Annotated in this window: 21 protein-coding genes and 2 tRNA genes; 11 read left to right on the forward strand and 12 right to left on the reverse strand. The window is 61.4% G+C overall.

The window, feature by feature from the left end:
• Window positions 1–56: 56 nt before the first annotated feature.
• Together V6093_RS00875 and V6093_RS00880 are read right to left on the reverse strand one after the other, a co-directional pair.
• The gene (locus tag V6093_RS00875; RefSeq protein ID WP_265978363.1) at window positions 57–1,211 is read right to left on the reverse strand and encodes a cysteine desulfurase family protein; all 1,155 of its coding nucleotides are present in this window, start codon (window positions 1,209–1,211) and stop codon (window positions 57–59) included.
• A gap of 192 nt (window positions 1,212–1,403) precedes the next feature.
• Entirely contained in the window at window positions 1,404–2,327 is a 924-nt protein-coding gene (locus tag V6093_RS00880; RefSeq protein WP_004573723.1) for a LysR family transcriptional regulator, read from the reverse strand.
• 140 nt (window positions 2,328–2,467) lie between these two features.
• Between V6093_RS00880 and V6093_RS00885 the strand changes: the two genes are divergently transcribed.
• Window positions 2,468–3,697 (forward strand): acyl-CoA dehydrogenase, encoded by a 1,230-nt coding sequence (locus V6093_RS00885; RefSeq protein ID WP_265978365.1) that lies wholly within the window; start codon window positions 2,468–2,470, stop codon window positions 3,695–3,697.
• 95 nt (window positions 3,698–3,792) lie between these two features.
• Here the strand turns inward: V6093_RS00885 and V6093_RS00890 are convergent, their stop codons facing one another.
• Window positions 3,793–4,857, reverse strand: a complete 1,065-nt coding sequence (locus V6093_RS00890) for a TerC family protein (RefSeq protein WP_041167238.1) — start codon at window positions 4,855–4,857, stop codon at window positions 3,793–3,795.
• A gap of 321 nt (window positions 4,858–5,178) precedes the next feature.
• Here V6093_RS00890 and ahpC point away from each other — a divergent pair, with 321 nt between their 5' ends.
• The 3 genes from ahpC to V6093_RS00905 all read left to right on the forward strand — a co-directional run bounded on the left by ahpC (window position 5,179) and on the right by V6093_RS00905 (window position 8,146).
• Window positions 5,179–5,742: an alkyl hydroperoxide reductase subunit C gene (gene ahpC / locus V6093_RS00895; RefSeq protein WP_003250537.1), complete on the forward strand. Its 564-nt coding sequence runs from the start codon at window positions 5,179–5,181 to the stop codon at window positions 5,740–5,742.
• 124 nt (window positions 5,743–5,866) lie between these two features.
• Window positions 5,867–7,429, forward strand: coding sequence for an alkyl hydroperoxide reductase subunit F (gene ahpF, locus V6093_RS00900; protein WP_265978367.1), 1,563 nt, complete (start codon window positions 5,867–5,869; stop codon window positions 7,427–7,429).
• A gap of 528 nt (window positions 7,430–7,957) precedes the next feature.
• Window positions 7,958–8,146, forward strand: coding sequence for a hypothetical protein (locus V6093_RS00905; RefSeq protein ID WP_003250541.1), 189 nt, complete (start codon window positions 7,958–7,960; stop codon window positions 8,144–8,146).
• A 4-nt stretch (window positions 8,147–8,150) separates the two neighbouring features.
• On the opposite strand, the gene V6093_RS00910 is transcribed toward V6093_RS00905, so the two are convergent.
• The 3 genes from V6093_RS00910 to nhaR form a co-directional block, all read right to left on the reverse strand.
• On the reverse strand, window positions 8,151–8,798 hold the full coding sequence (locus V6093_RS00910) for a YceH family protein (RefSeq protein ID WP_004573713.1): 648 nt from the start codon (window positions 8,796–8,798) through the stop codon (window positions 8,151–8,153).
• Window positions 8,799–8,886: 88 nt separating this feature from the next.
• A complete protein-coding gene (gene sstT, locus V6093_RS00915) occupies window positions 8,887–10,098 on the reverse strand; it encodes a serine/threonine transporter SstT (RefSeq protein WP_003250545.1) in 1,212 nt (403 codons plus the stop codon).
• 97 nt (window positions 10,099–10,195) lie between these two features.
• A complete protein-coding gene (gene nhaR, locus V6093_RS00920) occupies window positions 10,196–11,089 on the reverse strand; it encodes a transcriptional activator NhaR (protein WP_004573709.1) in 894 nt (297 codons plus the stop codon).
• 132 nt (window positions 11,090–11,221) lie between these two features.
• On the opposite strand from nhaR, the gene V6093_RS00925 reads away from it, so the two are divergent.
• Both V6093_RS00925 and V6093_RS00930 read left to right on the forward strand, forming a co-directional pair.
• Complete coding sequence (locus V6093_RS00925; protein WP_003250549.1) at window positions 11,222–11,461, forward strand: hypothetical protein; 240 nt, start codon at window positions 11,222–11,224, stop codon at window positions 11,459–11,461.
• Between the two features lie 28 nt (window positions 11,462–11,489).
• A complete protein-coding gene (locus V6093_RS00930; RefSeq protein WP_003250551.1) occupies window positions 11,490–12,242 on the forward strand; it encodes a TerC family protein in 753 nt (250 codons plus the stop codon).
• Window positions 12,243–12,371: 129 nt separating this feature from the next.
• On the opposite strand, the gene V6093_RS00935 is transcribed toward V6093_RS00930, so the two are convergent.
• On the reverse strand, window positions 12,372–12,545 hold the full coding sequence (locus V6093_RS00935; protein WP_012052896.1) for a hypothetical protein: 174 nt from the start codon (window positions 12,543–12,545) through the stop codon (window positions 12,372–12,374).
• 166 nt (window positions 12,546–12,711) lie between these two features.
• Here V6093_RS00935 and V6093_RS00940 point away from each other — a divergent pair, with 166 nt between their 5' ends.
• Window positions 12,712–13,446 (forward strand): peptidase C39 family protein, encoded by a 735-nt coding sequence (locus V6093_RS00940; RefSeq protein ID WP_003250555.1) that lies wholly within the window; start codon window positions 12,712–12,714, stop codon window positions 13,444–13,446.
• A gap of 111 nt (window positions 13,447–13,557) precedes the next feature.
• Here V6093_RS00940 and V6093_RS00945 read toward each other — a convergent pair whose 3' ends face one another.
• Window positions 13,558–14,841, reverse strand: coding sequence for an FAD-binding oxidoreductase (locus V6093_RS00945; RefSeq protein ID WP_003250557.1), 1,284 nt, complete (start codon window positions 14,839–14,841; stop codon window positions 13,558–13,560).
• Window positions 14,842–15,044: 203 nt separating this feature from the next.
• On the opposite strand from V6093_RS00945, the gene V6093_RS00950 reads away from it, so the two are divergent.
• The 4 genes from V6093_RS00950 to V6093_RS00965 all read left to right on the forward strand — a co-directional run bounded on the left by V6093_RS00950 (window position 15,045) and on the right by V6093_RS00965 (window position 16,675).
• A tRNA-Val gene (locus V6093_RS00950) sits at window positions 15,045–15,121 on the forward strand.
• 172 nt (window positions 15,122–15,293) lie between these two features.
• A tRNA-Val gene (locus tag V6093_RS00955) sits at window positions 15,294–15,370 on the forward strand.
• A 131-nt stretch (window positions 15,371–15,501) separates the two neighbouring features.
• A complete protein-coding gene (locus tag V6093_RS00960; RefSeq protein WP_003250559.1) occupies window positions 15,502–16,071 on the forward strand; it encodes an SPOR domain-containing protein in 570 nt (189 codons plus the stop codon).
• Window positions 16,072–16,249: 178 nt separating this feature from the next.
• Window positions 16,250–16,675, forward strand: a complete 426-nt coding sequence (locus tag V6093_RS00965) for a hypothetical protein (protein ID WP_003250560.1) — start codon at window positions 16,250–16,252, stop codon at window positions 16,673–16,675.
• 3 nt (window positions 16,676–16,678) lie between these two features.
• On the opposite strand, the gene V6093_RS00970 is transcribed toward V6093_RS00965, so the two are convergent.
• From V6093_RS00970 to cynS, 4 genes are all read right to left on the reverse strand, one after another.
• Window positions 16,679–17,371, reverse strand: a complete 693-nt coding sequence (locus V6093_RS00970) for an endonuclease (protein WP_108079213.1) — start codon at window positions 17,369–17,371, stop codon at window positions 16,679–16,681.
• Window positions 17,372–17,377: 6 nt separating this feature from the next.
• Window positions 17,378–17,620, reverse strand: coding sequence for a DUF1654 domain-containing protein (locus tag V6093_RS00975; RefSeq protein WP_004574330.1), 243 nt, complete (start codon window positions 17,618–17,620; stop codon window positions 17,378–17,380).
• Window positions 17,621–17,840: 220 nt separating this feature from the next.
• Window positions 17,841–18,665, reverse strand: coding sequence for a formate/nitrite transporter family protein (locus tag V6093_RS00980; RefSeq protein WP_047603986.1), 825 nt, complete (start codon window positions 18,663–18,665; stop codon window positions 17,841–17,843).
• A 64-nt stretch (window positions 18,666–18,729) separates the two neighbouring features.
• Complete coding sequence (cynS, locus tag V6093_RS00985; protein ID WP_003250631.1) at window positions 18,730–19,170, reverse strand: cyanase; 441 nt, start codon at window positions 19,168–19,170, stop codon at window positions 18,730–18,732.
• Window positions 19,171–19,235: the final 65 nt, after the last annotated feature.

Consider the following 19,235-nt stretch of genomic DNA (forward strand, 5'->3'; position numbering starts at 1 on the left):
CTCTGTACGAAAAGTCTTGAGACGCAGGTCAGGCAAGGCGAAAACAGCCGAGGTGGTCACCACAGTGCGGCCGATGCTGTCGTCAGCACTCGGCCAAACACTTCGAGCGCCTTGTCCACGTCAGCCTCGGTGCTGAAACGGCCGATGCTCAAGCGCACACTGTTGCGAGCCTGACGCTCATCCAGCCCCAGTGCCAGCAGCACATGCGAGGCAGCGTTGCTCGCCGAGTTGCAGGCCGAGGTGGTCGACAAGGCCAGCTCGCCGGCCAGCGCCGCACTGTTGAAGCCTTTGCTGTCGATGCACAGGTTCAAGGTATGGGGAATGCGTTGCTTGGCGCAGCCGTTCAGGGTAACGCCGGGCATGGCCAGCAGGCCTGTGCGCAGGCGTCTTGCCAGTTGCTCGAGGCGCTGGTGCTCGCTGTCGCCAGGTTGGCCGGCCAAGGCAAAGGCACTGCCCATGCCCGCTATCTGATGGGTCGCCAGGGTGCCGGAACGCAGGCCCTGCTCATGGCCGCCGCCGTGCATCTGCGCACGCATCAGCACGCGGGCGCGCGGCCCGACATACAGCGCGCCGATGCCTTTTGGCCCGTAGACCTTGTGCGCCGAAAAAGACATCAGGTCCACGGCCATCGTATGCAGGTCGATCGCCAGCTTGCCCACGGCCTGCGCGGCATCCACGTGCAGCAGGGCACCGTGGGCACGCACCTGCTCGCCGATCGCGGCAAAATCGGTGACCGTGCCCAGTTCGTTGTTGACCGCCATCAGCGATACCAGGCGGGTGTCAGCGCGCAATGCTGCCTGCACGCTCGCGGGCTGAATCAGGCCAGCGGCATCCGCTGCCAGGCGCGTAACGGCCCAGCCCTGGCGCTCCAGTTCGGCCACGGTGTCGAGCACGGCCTTGTGTTCCAGCTGGCTGGTGATCAGGTGCCCGGGCTGGCCGATGCCTTGGGCAATACCCTTGAGCGCCAGGTTGTTGGACTCGGTCGCACCCGACGTCCATACCAGATGCTCGGCGTGCGCGCCGACGCACTCGGCGACTTGCTGGCGCGCTTGGTCCACGGCGTGACGTGCAGCCTGGCCGAAGGCGTGGCCGCTGGACGCCGGGTTGCCGAAGTTGGCCTGGTTACCCAGGCAGGCGAGCATGGTTTCGATAACCCGGTCGTCGACTGGGGTAGTGGCGGCGTAATCGAAGTAGAGTGGGGCGCTAGGCATTGAGGGCGGGTCCGTGTCAGTGGCCGTGAAATCGGCAATCATTGACGTAAGCGTACCTGCCAGCAGCGGTATTTTTTCGTTTCCCTCAGGTCGATTCGCGATTATTTTAGAAAAAAATTCTCTATCGAAGATCTTTCATGGGATTTTCTACTTTGCCTGGTGAGGGCCATGAAGGGTCCCTCGCCGGCACCGTCAGGGCTCCAGAGCCTTCTCTTCCTCTGCAACCACGCGCTCGCACAATTCCGTGATCTGCTCGCGCATCCAGCGGTTGGCCGGGTCCTGGTCGGTGCTTTCATGCCAGTACAGGTGCGTTTCCAGCGCAGGGACCTCCACCGGCAGCGCCTGATAACGCAACTGATGGCGACGGGCGAAGCGCTCGGGGACCGTCATCGCCATGTCGGTCTGCTGCAACACCTGCGACGCCATCAGGTAGTGTTGCGAACGCAGGGCGACCTTGCGTTGAACACCCATCTTGCCCAGCGCCAGGTCGACGTAACCCAGGCCGTTGCGGCGGCTGGAGATATGGATGTGGGTCATGCCCAGGTAGCTGTCGAGGGTCAGCTTGCTGTCGGCCAGCGGGTGACCTTGGCGCAGGGCGCAGACATAGCGGTCTTGCATCAGTTTGATGTGGCGCACCTGCGGGTCGGTGTTCAGTGGCGCGTCGATGGCAAAGTCCAGGCGGCCGGCCGCGAGTTCCTTGGTGGTCTCGCGGCGCTTGCACAGGAAGCTTTCGATCACGACTGCCGGCGCCAGACGGCGCAGGCGCTGGAACAGCGGCGGCAAGATGACCGCCTCGGTCAGGTCGGTCATGCTGATGCGGAAGGTCTTGTTGGCCTGCTGCGGGTTGAAAATGCGGCTTTCCTGCACCGAGGTCCGCAGCAGCGCCAGCGCGTTGCGCACAGGGCCGATGATGTTCTGCGCCATGGGGGTGGGCACCATGCCTTGCGCGGTACGCACGAACAGCGGGTCATTGAAGGTTTCGCGCAGGCGCGACAGGGCATTGGACACTGCCGGCTGGGTAATGCCGACAATCTGCCCGGCGCGGGTCAGGTTGGCTTCGGTGTAGATCGCATCGAACACGATGAACAGGTTGAGGTCGACCTTGCTAAGGTTCATGGGCGCCGCTCTTTGTTGGAATTATCGGCCGATCATATATCGGTTATGAATGTTTATACACGCGGAAAATAGACTAGGTGGATGGAGCAATGCTGCTCTAGGCTCTGGCCCAAGTACTCCGAACTGTGAAGGTAGCCCAGATGGATTTCGCCTATTCGCCCAAGGTCCAGGCACTGCGCGAGCGTGTCACTGCGTTCATGGACGCCCATGTCTACCCCGCCGAAGCCGTGTTCGAGCGCCAGGTCGCCGAGGGTGACCGCTGGCAGCCCACTGCAATCATGGAGGCGCTCAAGGCCAAGGCCCGCGCCGAAGGGTTGTGGAACCTGTTCCTGCCAGAGTCGGAATACGGCGCCGGCCTGAGCAACCTGGAGTACGCACCGCTGGCAGAGATCATGGGCCGCTCGTTGCTCGGGCCGGAGCCGTTCAACTGCTCGGCGCCGGACACTGGCAACATGGAAGTGCTGGTGCGCTACGGCAGCGAGGCGCAGAAACGCCAGTGGCTGGAGCCGCTGCTGCGTGGCGAGATCCGGTCGGCGTTTGCCATGACCGAACCGGACGTGGCCTCTTCGGACGCCACCAACATGGCTGCTACCGCCATACTGGACGGTGACGAGTGGGTGATCAACGGCCGCAAGTGGTGGACTTCCGGCGCCTGCGACCCGCGCTGCAAGGTCATGATCTTCATGGGCCTGTCCGACCCTGAAGGGCCACGCCACCAGCAGCATTCCATGGTGCTGGTGCCGACCGACACGCCAGGCGTGAAGATCGTCCGCCCGCTGCCGGTGTTCGGATATGACGATGCGCCCCATGGTCATGCCGAAGTCCTTTTCGAGCATGTGCGGGTGCCGTACGAAAACGTGATCCTTGGCGAAGGCCGCGGCTTCGAAATTGCCCAGGGCCGCCTGGGCCCAGGCCGTATCCACCACTGCATGCGCTCGATCGGCATGGCCGAGCGCGCACTGGAGTTGATGTGCAAGCGTTCGGTGGAGCGTACTGCTTTTGGTCGGCCACTGGCCCGCTTGGGCGGCAACGTCGACAAGATCGCCGACTCGCGCATGGAAATCGACATGGCCCGGCTGCTGACGCTCAAAGCGGCCTACATGATGGACACTGTCGGCAACAAGGTGGCCCGTAGCGAGATCGCCCAGATCAAAGTGGTGGCGCCGAACGTGGCCTTGAACGTGATTGACCGGGCTATCCAGATACATGGCGGGGCAGGGGTAAGCGGCGATTTCCCGCTGGCCTACATGTATGCCATGCAGCGCACTCTGCGCCTGGCTGACGGGCCCGATGAAGTGCACAGGGCGGCGATTGGCAAATACGAGATTGGCAAGTATGTGCCGGTGGAGATGTTGCGTAGCGGGCGGTGAACGCGTCAGCCTGCGCCGGCCCATTCGCGGGTGAGCCCGCGCCTACACGGGCAGCACTCAGCTTGCCCGCGACGTGGCCAGTGCAATTGATTCACTCAGGCACCTAGTTGCGTGTCTTTTTCTCTCTTGGACGCGGGTTCTTGTCCAATGGCGTGCGGCTGGTGCCCATCCATACTGTCATCCTTTTTTTGCCCTCGCGTCTTGATCAACGAAATCACCACCCCACCCAGCAACAACCCGAATGTCACGCCCAACGACAGGAGCGCCGGCACCTTGCCCACCATGCCGTGGTAGAAAATCTTGCAGCCAATGAAGATCAACACCAGCGCCAGTGCGTACTTGAGGTAGACGAACCGGTGCATCAGCGCCGCCAGCGCGAAATACAGCGAGCGCAAGCCGAGGATGGCGAAGATGTTGGAGGTGTAGACGATGAACGGGTCCTGGGTGATGGCGAAGATCGCCGGCACGCTGTCGACGGCAAACACCAGGTCGGCCAGTTCGATCAGTACCAGTGCCAGAAACAGCGGGGTGGCATAACGCAGCGCCTTGCTGTGCCCGGCCGGGGTGTGGCGTACAAAGAAGTGCGAGCCATGGATCTGGTCGGTAACCCGCATGTGCCGCCGCACGAACTTGAGGATCGGGTTGTTGGCCAGGTCTGGGCGGCTGTCTTCCTTCGACAGCGCCATTTTCACCCCGGTAAACAGCAGGAAGGCACCGAAGATGTACAGCACCCAGGCAAAGTTCTGTACCAGCGCCGCGCCCACGCCGATCATGATGGCCCGCAGGAACACCACGCCCAGGATGCCCCAGAACAGCACGCGGTGCTGGTAGCGGCGGGGGATGGCGAAGTAGCTGAAGATCATCGCCATGACGAACACGTTGTCCATCGACAGCGACTGTTCGACCAGGAAACCGGTGTAGAACTCCAGTGCCGACTGCGCACCCAACTGGTACCAGACCCCCGCGCCGAACAGCACACCGACACTGAAATAGCCTGAATACAGCAGCAGGCTCTCGCGCATTTCAATTTCCCGGTCGTGGCGGTGCAGCACGCCCAGGTCGAGCACCAACAAACCGATGACGATGGCCATGAACACCAGCCACAACCAGGCGCTGGTACCGAGGACAGGTGTTGTGAGGAATGCTTGCAGAGCTGTCATGAGCCCCTCCTTGAATGTCGACGTTGCAAGGCAACAGTGATCCGACATGGCGGCTTGGCAGCCGTCAGAGGGGCCCGGTATCACATGGGCTTGAGCCTAGACCCGTTTGCCCGTGATGCCGAATGGGGAGCTGTTACATTTCTTTGCCAGTGCAGCGCTCAGGACCGCAATCCTTTGCTCAGCCCGTTCCCTTCTATTAAGTAACCTCGGTTATAGCCAAAACCAATCGAAAGCATGAGCTTTGCCAATGAGCCTTCAGCGGGATGATTAGTTAGGATTCTATCCATCAACTGATTCCAACCCCATGAAGGAGTGTCTCTCATGCCAATCATCAACAGCCAGGTCAAACCTTTCAACGCCACCGCCTACCACAAAGGCGAGTTCGTTCAGGTCAGCGAAGCCGATCTGAAAGGCAAGTGGTCTGTCGTGTTCTTCTACCCGGCCGACTTCACCTTCGTTTGCCCGACCGAGCTGGGTGACCTTGCTGACAACTACGCCGAGTTCCAGAAACTGGGCGTGGAAATCTACGGTGTTTCCACCGACACCCACTTCACTCACAAAGCCTGGCACGACACTTCGGACACCATCGGCAAGATCGAATACCCGCTGATCGGTGACCCGACTCACGTCATTTCGCGCAACTTCGACGTGCTGATCGAAGAAGCCGGCCTGGCCGACCGCGGTACCTTCGTGATCAACCCGGAAGGCCAGATCAAGATTGTCGAGCTGAACGACGGTGGTGTAGGCCGTGATGCTGCTGAACTGCTGCGTAAGGTCAAGGCTGCTCAGTACGTTGCCGCTCACCCTGGCGAAGTGTGCCCGGCCAAGTGGAAAGAAGGCGAAGCCACTCTGGCGCCGTCGCTGGACCTCGTAGGCAAGATCTAAGGTCATGCCCATAACGCGGGCGGTAAGCAGCCGCCAAAGCTGAAGTACCTACCGCCCCGTCAAGCGCCCGGGCGACCTCGCCTGGGCGTTTTTGTATCCGAGTTTTGAAAAAGGAATCGCCCGTATGTTGGACGCCACGCTTAAATCGCAACTGAAAACCTACCTGGAGCGGGTCACCCAGCCGATCGAGATCGTTGCTTCCCTCGACGACGGCGCGAAGTCCCGCGAATTGCACGACCTGCTGGTAGAGATTGCCAGCCTGTCGAACCTCATTACCTTCAGCGCGGACGGTACCGATGCCCGTCGCCCTTCGTTCTCGCTGAACCGCCCGGGTGCCGATATCAGCCTGCGCTTCGCCGGCATCCCCATGGGCCACGAGTTCACATCGCTGGTGCTGGCACTGCTGCAAGTGGGTGGCCACCCGTCAAAGGCCAGTGCCGAAGTGATCGAGCAGATCCAGGCCCTGGAAGGTGAATTCAACTTCGAAACCTACTTCTCGCTGTCGTGCCAGAACTGCCCGGACGTCGTCCAGGCACTGAACCTGATGGCGGTACTCAACCCCAACGTGCGCCATGTTGCCATCGACGGTGCGCTGTTCCAGGACGAAGTGGAATCGCGCAAGATCATGGCGGTTCCGAGTATCTACCTCAACGGTGAAGTGTTTGGTCAGGGCCGTATGGGCCTGGAAGAAATCATTGGCAAGATCGACACCAACGCTGGCGCCCGCCAGGCCGAGAAGATCAACGCCAAGGAAGCCTTTGACGTGCTGGTTGTCGGCGGTGGCCCCGCTGGCGCCGCGGCTGCCATCTACGCTGCCCGCAAGGGCATCCGCACCGGTGTTGCAGCCGAGCGCTTCGGCGGCCAGGTGCTGGACACTCTGGCCATCGAGAACTTCATCTCGGTGCAGGAAACCGAAGGGCCGAAGCTGGCCACGGCGCTGGAAGAGCACGTCAAGCAGTACGACGTCGACATCATGAACCTGCAGCGCGGTGAAGCGCTGATTCCGGCCGCCGAGGGCGGTCTGCACGAAGTGCGCCTGGCGGGGGGCGCTTCGCTGAAGGCCAAGGCCGTGATCCTGGCCACCGGCGCCCGCTGGCGCGAAATGAACGTGCCGGGTGAGCAAGAGTACCGTGGCCGCGGCGTGGCCTACTGCCCGCACTGTGACGGCCCGCTGTTCAAGGGCAAACGCGTGGCGGTGATTGGCGGCGGCAACTCGGGTGTGGAAGCGGCCATCGACCTGGCCGGTATCGTCGCCCAGGTGACGCTGATCGAGTTCGACAGCCAGTTGCGTGCCGATGCGGTGTTGCAACGCAAGCTGCGCAGCCTGCCGAACGTCAACGTGATCACCAGCGCGCTGACCACCGAGGTGCTGGGCAATGGCGAGAAGGTCACCGGTCTGCGCTACAAGGACCGCACCACGGATGAACAGCACGAAGTGGCACTGGAAGGCATCTTCGTGCAGATTGGCCTGCTGCCCAACACTGACTGGCTGAAGGGCACCGTCGAGCTGTCGCCGCGTGGCGAAATCATTGTCGACGCCAAGGGCCAGACCAGCATCCCGGGTGTGTTTGCAGCAGGTGACGTGACTACCGTGCCGTACAAGCAGATCGTCATTGCGGTGGGTGAGGGGGCCAAGGCGTCGCTCGCGGCCTTTGACCACCTGATTCGGACTTCGGCACCGGCGTAAGCCTGTACGGCCCTTTCGCGGTTGAAGCCGCTCTCACAGGACTGCGCAGTTGTTGAAACTGTGAAGATCCCCGTAGGAGCGGGTTTACCCGCGAAGAGGCCGGGCCTGCTGGCCAATCACCACCCGCCGTTCACCGTTGCTGCCGCTACCGTATTCGCGGGTAAACCCGCTCCTACATCGGATCGGTGGTGGACACCTGTCGGTGGCCGGGCCTGCTGGCCAATCTCCACCCGCCGTTCACCGTTGCTGCCGCTACCGTATTCGCGGGTAAACCCGCTCCTACATCGGATCGGTGGTGGACACCTGTCGGTGGCCGGGCCTGCTGGCCAATCTCCACCCGCCTTTCACCGTTGCTGCCGCTACCGTATTCGCGGGTAAACCCGCTCCTACACAGATCGGTGGTAGACACACATCGAGGGTTGGACACAGGACGCTGTAGGAGCGGGTTTACCCGCGAAAGGGCCGGTGCAAGCAAAGCAGGACCTGAAGGTGTCTATGCTTACTGCAGACCCCTCAGGAATCAAACCGATGACCCTGATCAGCCGCGAACCCTGGTGGCTAGTCCCCCCAAAGCCCGGGCAGCAAGAGCAGGACCTGCACTGGGGCTACCTGGAAATCTACGCCGACGGTCGCGCTGTGTTCGTCGACCAGCGCCCCACTGACCGGGAGCTGGCCGAGCGCAAGAGCTGCCGCAATTTCCCCGACCCCGAGCCGTGACGGCTCAGCCTTCCAGCTCGGCCAGGCGTGCTTCCAGCGCCGCAATGCGGGCTTCGAGGGCCTCGATGCGTTCTTCTGACACACTGCCGCCACTGGTGCGCGCGCCGCCTTCCTGCTGCCGTGCAGCGAGAATCGCCTCGATTTCCGCCGGGTCGCCCAAGGCATGGGTGTAGCGGTCTTCACGCTGGCCGGCCTGGCGTGGCAGGTGCAAGGCCAGGCCCCGCGAGATCAGGCGCTCCAGCTGATGCTGGATCTGCTCGGTGTCGTCGAAGTCGTGCAGGCGGTTGCTACGGGTCAGCAGTTCGTTGAGGGTTTGCGGGCCCCGCAGGAACATCAGGCCCATCAGCACCAACTGCGCTGGCACCAGCTCCAGTGCCTTGTCTACCCGATGTTCCCAGCGGTCGGCACGGCTGCCCATCTGCAGGCGGGTCATGCCCTGACCTTCGAGGACGCGCAGCGCCTGGCCGACCTGGCCTTGGGTGAGGTTCATCACCGGCTCGCGGCTGGTCTTCTGGTTGCAGGCCAGGACCAGGGCATTGAGGGTCAGCGGGTAGCTTTCCGGGCTGGTGGCCTGCTTTTCGATCAGCGAGCCGAGAACGCGGACCTCGATGCTGTTGAAGCGGCCTTCACCTGCGGTTTCGTGTTCTGACATGGCCCTGTCTCGTGGCTGGGGAAAGGCCACTAGGGTAGGTAATGCGATCGCGTAAGGCAATTGGGGCCGCAAAGCGGCCCCGGCCCGCTTAGCCGTTACGCTGCTCTTCGGCCTGACACGCCGCCGCGGTGAACAGCACATCGGTTGAAGAATTCAGCGCCGTTTCGGCAGAATCCTGCAACACGCCGATGATGAAGCCCACCGCCACTACCTGCATGGCAATTTCGCTAGGGATGCCAAACAGGCTGCACGCCAGCGGAATCAGCAGCAGCGAACCCCCAGCCACGCCCGAGGCGCCGCAGGCGCACACTGCCGCCACCACGCTGAGCAGCACGGCAGTCGGCAGGTCCACCTGGATACCCAGGGTATGCACGGCGGCCAGGGTCAGCACGGTAATGGTGATCGCCGCACCGGCCATGTTGATGGTCGCGCCCAGCGGGATCGACACCGAGTAGGTGTCTTCATGCAGGCCAAGGCGTTCCGACAACGCCAGGTTCACCGGGATGTTGGCGGCCGAGCTGCGGGTGAAGAACGCGGTAATACCGCTTTCACGCAGGCACAGCAGCGTCAGCGGGTACGGGTTGCGGCGAATCTTCCAGAACACGATCAGCGGGTTCATCACCAGCGCCACGAACAGCATGCAGCCGATCAGTACCGCCAACAGGTGCAGGTAGCCGAGCAGCGCGTCCAGGCCCGACTGGGCCAGGGTGGAACTGACCAGGCCAAAGATGCCCAGCGGGGCGAAGCGGATGACCACGCGCACGATCAGGGTTACACCCGTGGACAGGTCTTCGACCACGGTACGGGTGGTTTCGCCGGCGTGGCGCAGGGCCACGCCCAAGCCGATGGCCCATGTCAGCACGCCGATGAAGTTGGCATTGAGCAGGGCATTGACCGGGTTGTCTACCGCACTCAGCAGCAGGTTCTGCAGCACCTCGGTGATGCCGCCTGGCGCGCTCAGCGTGGCTTCGCTGGTGCTTAGTACCAGGTACGACGGGAACAGCATGCTGGCAACCACGGCCACCACTGCTGCGGCAAAGGTGCCCAGCAGGTACAGCCAGAGGATCGGGCGAATGTGGGTTTCCTGGCCGTGACGATGGTTGGCGACCGAAGCCATGACCAGGATGAACACCAGCACGGGCGCAACCGCCTTCAGGGCGCTGACAAACACCTTGCCAAGAAAGGCCAGGTCGCGGGCGATGGCAGGTGCCAGCAGGGCGAGGGCGATGCCGGCGAGCAGGCCGATGACGATCTGAGTCACCAGGCTGGTGCGGTTGAGGAAGCGGAGGAGAGGGGTCATGTGCAGCGGTATCTCGGAATCTGGAAAGGGCGGACTTTACCATAGAGCACCTGGTGGGCACGGCGCGCCTTGTTGGTAGTCAATCAGGCTTGGATGGCTACCAGTGAAACAACTCTCGCCGCGCCCCCTCGGTAATCGCCACGATCCCTGGGTGCTTGACCTTGCGCTCCACCGAAATGGCATAGAACGACTCGTGCACGGCCTCGGTCTGCCCGATCAGTTGCACGCCATACTGACGGCACACCTCCTCGGCGATTACGCTGGGCGCAACGAAAATGCCGCTGCCCGACTGCCCGAACGCTTGCATCAAGGCACTGTCATCGAACTCCCCCACGATCCGTGGCTGCACCTGCTGCTCGCCCAGCCACCGCAGCAAGCGGCTGCTTACCACGGTCTCCTGGCCGGGAACCAGCAGCGGAGCATCCTGCAGGCAAGCTGGAAAAGGACCTTCAAGCCGTTGTGCCAGCGCCGGGGTGGCGAAGAAGCTCAGCCCGCACTCGCCCAGCTTTTGGCTGTAGCACTTGATGTCCAGGTGGTTAGGCATGGGGCTGTCGGAAATCACCAGGTCCAGGCGCTGAATAGCCAGGTCTGCCAGTAACCGCTCAAGTTTGTCTTCGCGGCAATTGATGCGCAGCACCTCCTCCAGGTCCATGGTCGGTGCCAGCAGGCGGTAGACAATGGATTTGGGCACCACGTCAGCCACCCCCACACGAAACAGGATCTGCTCCTGAGGGCCGGCGCGCAGCATGGCTTCAAGCTCGCTGCCAATCTGAAACATCTGTTCTGCATACACCAGGGCCTGGCGGCCGGTTTCTGTCAGTTCCAGCTGCCGGCCGGCGCGCTGGAACAGTTCCAGGCCGTAGGTTTGCTCGAACAGGGTGATCTGCCCGCTAATGGTTTGTGGTGTGAGGTTCAGCTGTTGGCTGGCGCGGGTGATGCTGCCCGTCTTGGCCACGGCCCAGAAGTAATGCAGCTGGCGATAGTTAAGCACCGTCGGTCGTTCCGATTCGTAAAAACCGAAGTATATGCCATGAAAATACGAATTTTCCTGAACTATTGCCGTCTCTAGAATGCACGGCTATCAGGCGCCATGCGCCGCCGGGTTATTTCAAGCGAGGACACCATGCTGCAACTCAAATCCATTGGCACCCCATTGGTGCTGGCTTTGGCCCTGTTCACCCTGGCAGGCTGCGACCAGGCCGAGAAATCCGCCCAGCAGATGCTCGACCAGGCCGCGCAGTCGGCCAAGCAGGCCATCGACGACACCAACAAGGCTGCCCAGCAGGCGCTGAGCGAAGCCATCGGCGGCGAAGGGCAGAAGCCCAAGGATGCCGAGAAGAAAGAAGAAACCCAGGAAATCTGACCCCAACCGCTGCTGCAGGATTTGAACAATGGAATATTTGCTGGAACTCGCCGCTAGCCCTACCGCCTGGGTTGCCCTGGCTACGCTGGTGGCCATGGAAGTTGTACTGGGCATCGACAACCTGATCTTCATCTCGATCCTGACCAACAAACTGCCGGTGGAGTACCGCTCCAAGGCGCGGCGTATCGGTATCAGCATGGCCTTGGTCATGCGGCTGGCCTTGCTCAGCACCGTGGCCTGGATCGTCCAGTTGACCGACCCGGTGTTCGAAGTGTTCGGCAACGCCTTCTCGTGGAAGGATGTGATTCTGATTGCCGGTGGTTTGTTCCTGCTGTGGAAGGCGACCAAGGAAATTCACGAAAACGTCGACCCGCATGGCGCCAAGGAGGAAGCCAAAGTCTCCTCCACGGTGACCCTGGGCTTTGCTGCGGCGATCTTCCAGATCCTGCTGCTGGACATCGTCTTCTCGGTCGACAGCATCATCACCGCCGTGGGCATGACCGAGCACCTGCCCATCATGATTATCGCCGTTATCACGGCTGTGATCGTGATGATGGTGGCCGCCGACCCGCTGGCCAACTTCATCAACGACAACCCGACCGTGGTCATGCTTGCGCTGGGCTTCCTCATCATGATCGGCATGACGCTGATCGCCGAAGGCTTTGGCGCCCATGTACCCAAGGGCTATGTGTATGCGGCCATGGCGTTCTCGACGGCTATCGAGGTCCTCAACATCCTGGCCCGCCGAGCGCGTCTGAAGCGTGAGGCGGCTGAAGGTTGATGTAAAAAAGGGGCGCTTCGCGTCCCTTTCGCGGACAAGCCCGCTTCCACAGGTACCTCGCGTGGCACTGACATTGCGAATACCTGTGCAGCGGGCTTGTCAGTCAGTGGGCTTCGGGAAATCCTGAGGTTAGCTCACCCCGGCATGCCGCCGCGCCCGCCTTACTGGCTGTGGCTTGGCGGGTGCCTGCGGTGGCAGGTGGTGTGCATGACGCCGCACGATACGCAGTACACCCCACAGCATGGCGGCTGCGACGCTCAGCCACATGCCTACCAGCATGAGAATTGCCATGGTCAGGCTCATCTGTGCCTCCATCTTTGCGGCAAGCGCTTGATTGGCCCGCGTTTACCTTCCAGACACTGCTTTAGTCTAGCCCTTCGTCTGTGACGTTCCATCGAACAATGGTCTATCTCTAGGGTCGATTCGCTCCAAGGCGCTGTCGGACTATACCCGCGCCGCTGTCGGACCTATGATCGGTGGCCAGAGCCGGGCGCTGCCTGCCTGGCGTTGGAACAAGCGAGTGTCCATGGAGCAACATTCCTTCAAGGCTGCCCCCCGGCGGCTACTGGCTGCCTGCCTGCTGGCTGCCACCCTGGCCGGCTGCGCCAGCGCACCGCCCGGCAACCTCAAGGGCCTGCCGCAGCGAGTCGAGATCAGCAGCGTGCCGTTCTACCGTGGCAACGCCAACCACAGCGGGGCCATGGCGCTGGCGGCAGTGCTGTCGCAGCAGGGGGCGCCTATTACGCCGGGCTTGCTGGATAAGCCGCTCAACCTGCCTCAGGGCGCCGAAACGCTGGATACCGCTATTCCCCGTGTGGCGCGGGACTACGGTAGGGTGGTGTACCCGCTGGACAAGCAACTGGACGCGCTGCTGACCCAGGTGGCAGCGGGCAACCCGGTGCTGCTGCGTTACGAGGACGGTTCGGCCTGGTGGAGCGAGCCGCGCTATGCGGTGTTGATGGGCTATGACCGTTACAAGCAGCGGGTGCTGCTGCGCTCGGGCATGCACCGGCGGCAGGTGATGGCATTCGATGAATTTGCATCGGCATGGGAGAAGCAGGGGAGTTGGGCGGTGCTGGTGCAGCCACCTCGGCAACTGCCGGCCCAGGTTGATCGCCAGCGGTGGTTGCATGCTGCGGATGAATTGGCCAAGGCCGGGCAAGAGATTGCGGCGAAGCAGGCGGTCAATAGCCTGAACGAATAGCGTTGCCTGTGCCGGCTTCTTCGCCGGCAAGCCCGCGCCCACAGGATTTGTGCTTATTGCATAGTCCGTGTGGGCGCAGGTTTGCCGGCGAAGAGGCCAGGCCTGCCTGAATCAGAAGCCCAGGCGATCGCGCAGGCTGTAGTACCAGGCACCGATGGCGCTGAAGGGTACGCGCAGCATCTGGCCACCCGGGAACGGGTAGTGCGGCAGGCCGGCAAAGGCGTCGAAACGCTCTGCCTGGCCGCGCAGGGCCTCGGCCAGCACCTTGCCCGCCAGGTGGGTATAGGTCACGCCGTGGCCCGAGCAACCCTGCGAGTAGTAGATGTTGTCGCCAATCCGGCCAACCTGTGGCAGGCGCGACAAGGTCAGCAGGAAGTTACCGGTCCAGGCGTAGTCGATCTTCACGTTCTTCAGCTGCGGGAAGGCCTTGAGCATTTTCGGGCGGATGATCGCCTCGATGTTGGCCGGGTCACGCGCGCCGTACACCACGCCGCCACCGAAAATCAGGCGCTTGTCGCTGGTCAGGCGGTAGTAGTCGAGCAGGTAGTTGCAGTCCTCGACGCAGTAGTCCTGCGGCAGCAGGGTGCGTGCCAGTTCTTCGCCCAGTGGCTCGGTGGTGATCACCTGCGTGCCGCATGGCATGGACTTGGCGGCCAGCTCGGGTACCAGGTTGCCCAGGTAGGCGTTGCCGGCAACGATGATGAACTTGGCGCGGACCTTGCCCTGCGGGGTATGCACGACCGGGTTGGCACCACGTTCGATGCGCACGGCCGGGGTTTGCTCATAGATGATGCCACCCAGCGACTCGACCGCGGCAGCTTCACCCAGGGCCAGGTTCAGCGGGTGGATGTGGCCGCCGCTCATGTCGAGCATGCCGCCGATGTAGCTGTCGCAGGCAACCACTTCGCGGATGCGCTTCTGGTCCATCAGCTCCAGCTGATTATGGCCAAAGCGTTCCCACAGGCGCTTTTGCGATTCCAGGTGACCCATCTGCTTGCTGGTAAGGGCAGCGAATACGCCACCATCTTTCAGGTCGCACTGAATGTTGTACTTGGCCACGCGTTCACGAATGATGCGCCCGCCCTCGAAGGCCATGTGGCCCAGCAGTTGTGCCTGCTTGGGGCCGACGGTGCGTTCGATGACATCAATGTCGCGGCTGTAGCTGTTGACGATCTGGCCGCCGTTGCGGCCCGATGCGCCGAAGCCGACCTTGGCCGCTTCGACGATGCTCACCTTGAAGCCGTTCTCCAGAAGGAACAGGGCGCTGGACAGGCCGGTGTAGCCGGCACCGATGATGCACACATCGGTTTCCACCTCACCCTGCAGCGCCGGACGTGGCGGCACCGGGTTGGCCGAGGCGGCGTAGTAGGACTGGGGGTAGGGGGTGTTAGCCATGCTGCAGGAACCTCGTGTTTTATATTTTTAACGAATGTACCGATGCTATCAATAATAATAAACACCCGCTAGTCGTCTGGTGAAAATCCTTTACGGGGCCCCCCTCAGTCAGCCTCTCTATAAAGAGTTTAAGATTCAGTAGGTTAGCGCGAAAAAAAGTGTTGACAGGGTTTTTGTAATGCGTAGAATGCGCACCACACGACAGGCACATAGCTCAGTTGGTTAGAGCACCACCTTGACATGGTGGGGGTCGTTGGTTCGAGTCCAATTGTGCCTACCAAATCGAAAAAGGGGTGATCCGAAAGGGTCACCCCTTTTTTCATTGTCCATTGCCGCGCGAGCGGGAATACCGCGGCATTGACGCAAAGCGCTTTCATTCGAAAGTTTTTGATTTTTCTCAAAAAAAAGCTTTACAGGTACGCATCGGGCCACTAATATGCGCACCACACGACAGGCACATAGCTCAGTTGGTTAGAGCACCACCTTGACATGGTGGGGGTCGTTGGTTCGAGTCCAATTGTGCCTACCAAATCGAAAAAGGGCGATCAGAAATGATCGCCCTTTTTGCATTTGCGCCCGAAGCAGCGTGTAACGTTTGGTCGCGGTTCGGGGCATACCCGGCGTGCTAGAATCCGCCCCTTCGAATCTGGAGGTACACGCGTGCGCAAACTGGCTGTGGTAATGGCAGTGCTCGCCCTGGCGGGCTGTGAGAACGAGGTCGAAGGCGTGCACAAGCAGGTGGCCGAACACCTGCATAACCCCAAGACCGCCAAGTTCGGCAACGTGCGGATCGACACCCAGGGCACCATCTGCGGTCAGGTCCGCGGCAAGGACGATGCCGGGCAGTACGAAGCCTACCGCAGCTACGTGGCGATCAAGCGCGATGGTCAGTACGACATCATCGTTGACGATACCGGCAACAACCTGCGTATCCGTGAACTCTGCGGCGGAGCCGACCTGCAGCGCCGTGCCGAGGCGCTGGCAGACCAGCCGGCGCCCCAGGGGTGGGATGTGGAAGTGGTACAGGGCGCCAACATGGGCGCACTCAGCGATATGACGGCGCGCCTGATCGAAAAGGGCATCCCCTCTTCGGTGGAGTACCGTGACGGCAAGCCGGTGGTGCTGATGGGGCCGTTCCCCACCCGCGAAGAAGCGCAAGCGCGCAGGGATGAAGTGATGGCCAAGCTTGGTACCGATTCGGTGGTCATCCAGCACGGCGCAGCACGCTAGGGTACGCAAAGTCTTGAGACGCAGGTCAGGCTGTTTCAACGCAGCATGAACAAGTATCAAGGCTTATCGTACAGAGCCTAAGCCGGTACAGTGGCGCCGCGGCCAAGGCTTGTGTCAGGCGCTGTTCACACAAGTTTGGCTATGCTTGGGTTGGGAGATGCCAAACGGGGAGGGCCTCATGTCTACACTGGAGCGGGCCATTGCCGTGGCCGCCAGGGCGCATGAAGGGCAATACGACAAGGGTGGGGCGGCTTATATCCTCCACCCGTTACGCGTGATGATGCGGGTTTCCACACCTGAGCAGCGGATTGTGGCGGTGCTTCACGATGTGATCGAAGACACCCCGCTGACCCTGTCCGACCTGGCGCGTGAGGGCTTCGCGCTGAAAATCCTGGCTGCGTTGCTGGCGCTTAGCCGCCGCGAAGGCGAGCCTTACCAGGATTTCGTGGTGCGCCTGGGCGAGGACCCGTTGGCGCGCACCGTCAAGCTGGCTGATCTGGCCGACAACAGCGACCTCTCGCGCATCCCTTGCCCGGGCCCCGCCGACCTGGCGCGGCTGGCCCGTTATCGCCAAGCCAGTGCCTATTTACAGGCGCTGGCCTGAGGATCAACCGCACGCCTTGAGGTTGACCGGCCCCACGAACGCGTTTCCTCGCCCCATCACGCAGGCGACCTGTTGGTTGCGTTGCTGCTCCCAGGCTTGCGGCGGGTAGGTCTTGTTCCAGGCTTCGAACAGCTGGCGGTCCTGTTTGGACAGGCGCAGGTTGTACTGCTTGCTCATGTAGAAGTAGGTGCGGGCGATCATGCCGCGGATCGACGGGCGCGGCATCACCTTCTTGGCCTTGAAGTCGACCCGGGTCAGGCAGCGGCCATACTGGCCGCTTTGTTCTGGTAGCCAGCCGAAGCTGAAGTTGCTGCGGTCGCCGTTGACCTCGCCGATGCTTGGCACCAGGTTGTGCAGGTCGGCTTCGGCGCGTTGGTACACTTCGTCATGCTGCGAGCACTGCTTGCGCCCGCCGCTCTGCCAACACTGGCGCTGATGGCCGATCTGCCAGGCGGGTACGATGTGCTCCCACTCGATGCGCGACGCGCGCTGGGCGTTCTTGCGTGGGGTATAGCCGCAAGATGCCAGGTCGACCTTGTTGCCTTTGTATTTACAGCCGCAATAAAACTCGGTCGATTGCGGCGCATAGAGCTTCCAGGCGACCTTCTTGGCCTCCTGGAAGGTGCGCGGGGCGTCGGCTTGAACAAGCGGAGTGGTCAGTAACAGGCAAGCTGCTGCGAAAAGCGAAACTCTCATGCGCAGTCAATCTTCCTTCGGTACGGTCCAGAAAATCTGCACACCGCCATCGTCGCGATGGGCGAGGGTGACGTTGTCGTTTTCTGCGATCTCCTGAAGCAGGGTCTCCCAGTCATCCGGGCTTTCCTGTTCCAGGCGGAAGATCAGCGCCGCACGGCTGCGCTGGGCGGTGGGGCTGTTGATGATCTTCTGGATGCGTACACCCAGCTGTTCATAGCTGCTCGGGGTGGCGGAGGCGGTGCTGGACACAGGAATTTCCTTGTTTTGCTGTATGTGCATACAGTATTTCACTGTAAGTAAATTCGCAACAGCTTGTCAGGGGAAATCCAGCGTTGGTCCGTAAGCCATGACACCGTTCTGAAATGTAAACGATGTTCGGGTTAGTAGCAGTGCTAAGCCAAACCTCTTTTTTGTCCTGAGTATGAAGTGAGACAGGCGGCGACTGAGGCTGCCTGCCTTCTTTGTCGCTTCAGCAGGTTGTTGCGCTGGTGGCTTTCTTCGCGGCCGTACGGATGTGGGTGCCGTACAGCGTCAGGCCTGTGAAGGCCAGGCCGCCCACCAGGTTGCCCAGTACGGTGGGGATTTCGTTCCACAACAGGTAGTCCATGAGCGAGAAGTCGCCGCCCATGATCATTGCGGAAGGGAACAGGAACATGTTCACGACCGAGTGCTCGAAGCCCATGAAGAAAAACAGCATGATCGGCATCCACATGGCGATCACCTTGCCGCTCACAGAGGTGGAGATCATTGCGCCGACCACGCCCATCGACACCATCCAGTTACACAGCACGCCACGCAGGAAGATCGTCAACCAGCCTGCCAGCCCGTATTGCTCGTAACCCAGGGTGCGGGCCTCACCGATGCTGGCAATTTTCTCTCCCACGGCACCGGGGGAAGCATGGAAACCATAGGTAAAGACGAAGGCCATCATGCAGGCGACCGTAAGGGCGCCGGCGAAGTTGCCGACGAACACCAGGCCCCAGTTGCGCAGAATTCCCCTAACGGTGACCCCGGGACGTTTGTCCAGTAATGCCAGCGGGGTGAGCATGAAGACCCCAGTGAGCAGGTCGAAGCCCATAAGGTAGAGCATTGAAAAACCAACCGGAAACAGTACTGCGCCTAGCAGGGCTGAGCCTGTCTGTACTGCGATGGTCACTGCGAATACGGCCGCCAGGGCCAGAATTGCCCCGGCCATATAGCTGCGGATCAGCGTGTCGCGAGTGGACATGTGGACCTTTGATGCGCCGGCATCGAGCATCTTGGTGACAAAATCGGTGGGTAGCAGATAAGACATGGCGGCTCCCTCAACTGCGGGTAATAGGCGGCACCCCTGGAGGGGTGCCGAGGGTTGGATGGGTTTACCAGGAACGGTACGGCAAGAACTTGCCATTGAGGGTCAACAGAACCCGGTCGCCTTTGGGGTCTTCGATTCGCTCGACATGCATGGAAAAGTCGATGGCACTCATGATGCCGTCGCCAAATTTTTCCTGGATCACGTCTTTCAGGGTCGGGCCATAGACGCCCACGACTTCATACAGTCGATAGATCAGCGGGTCTTGAGGGATGGACTTGTCCCAGCCCTTGACTGGGAAAGCGGTTAAGGTGGCGGCGACTTGATCATCCAGCTCCAATACCTCGCAAAGATGCGTTGCCACTTCCAGCGGCGCGCTGTTCATGCCGTAGCAGACCGATGCAAGCCATACCGGGGCCTTGCCCACTGCGTTGGCAAGATCATCCCAGCTCAGGCCCTTGCGTGCTTTCGCGGCCATGATCAGGTGATGCATTTCAAGTTTGTCCATTATTTCTGCTCCCGCAGTTTGGTTTAAGGTGAACACACCCATAGCGAGAGATGTGCCAATCTCCT

Source organism: Pseudomonas putida group bacterium ESBL64, assembly GCF_045277175.1.
In the GTDB taxonomy this organism is placed as follows: Bacteria; Pseudomonadota; Gammaproteobacteria; order Pseudomonadales; family Pseudomonadaceae; genus Aquipseudomonas; species Aquipseudomonas alloputida.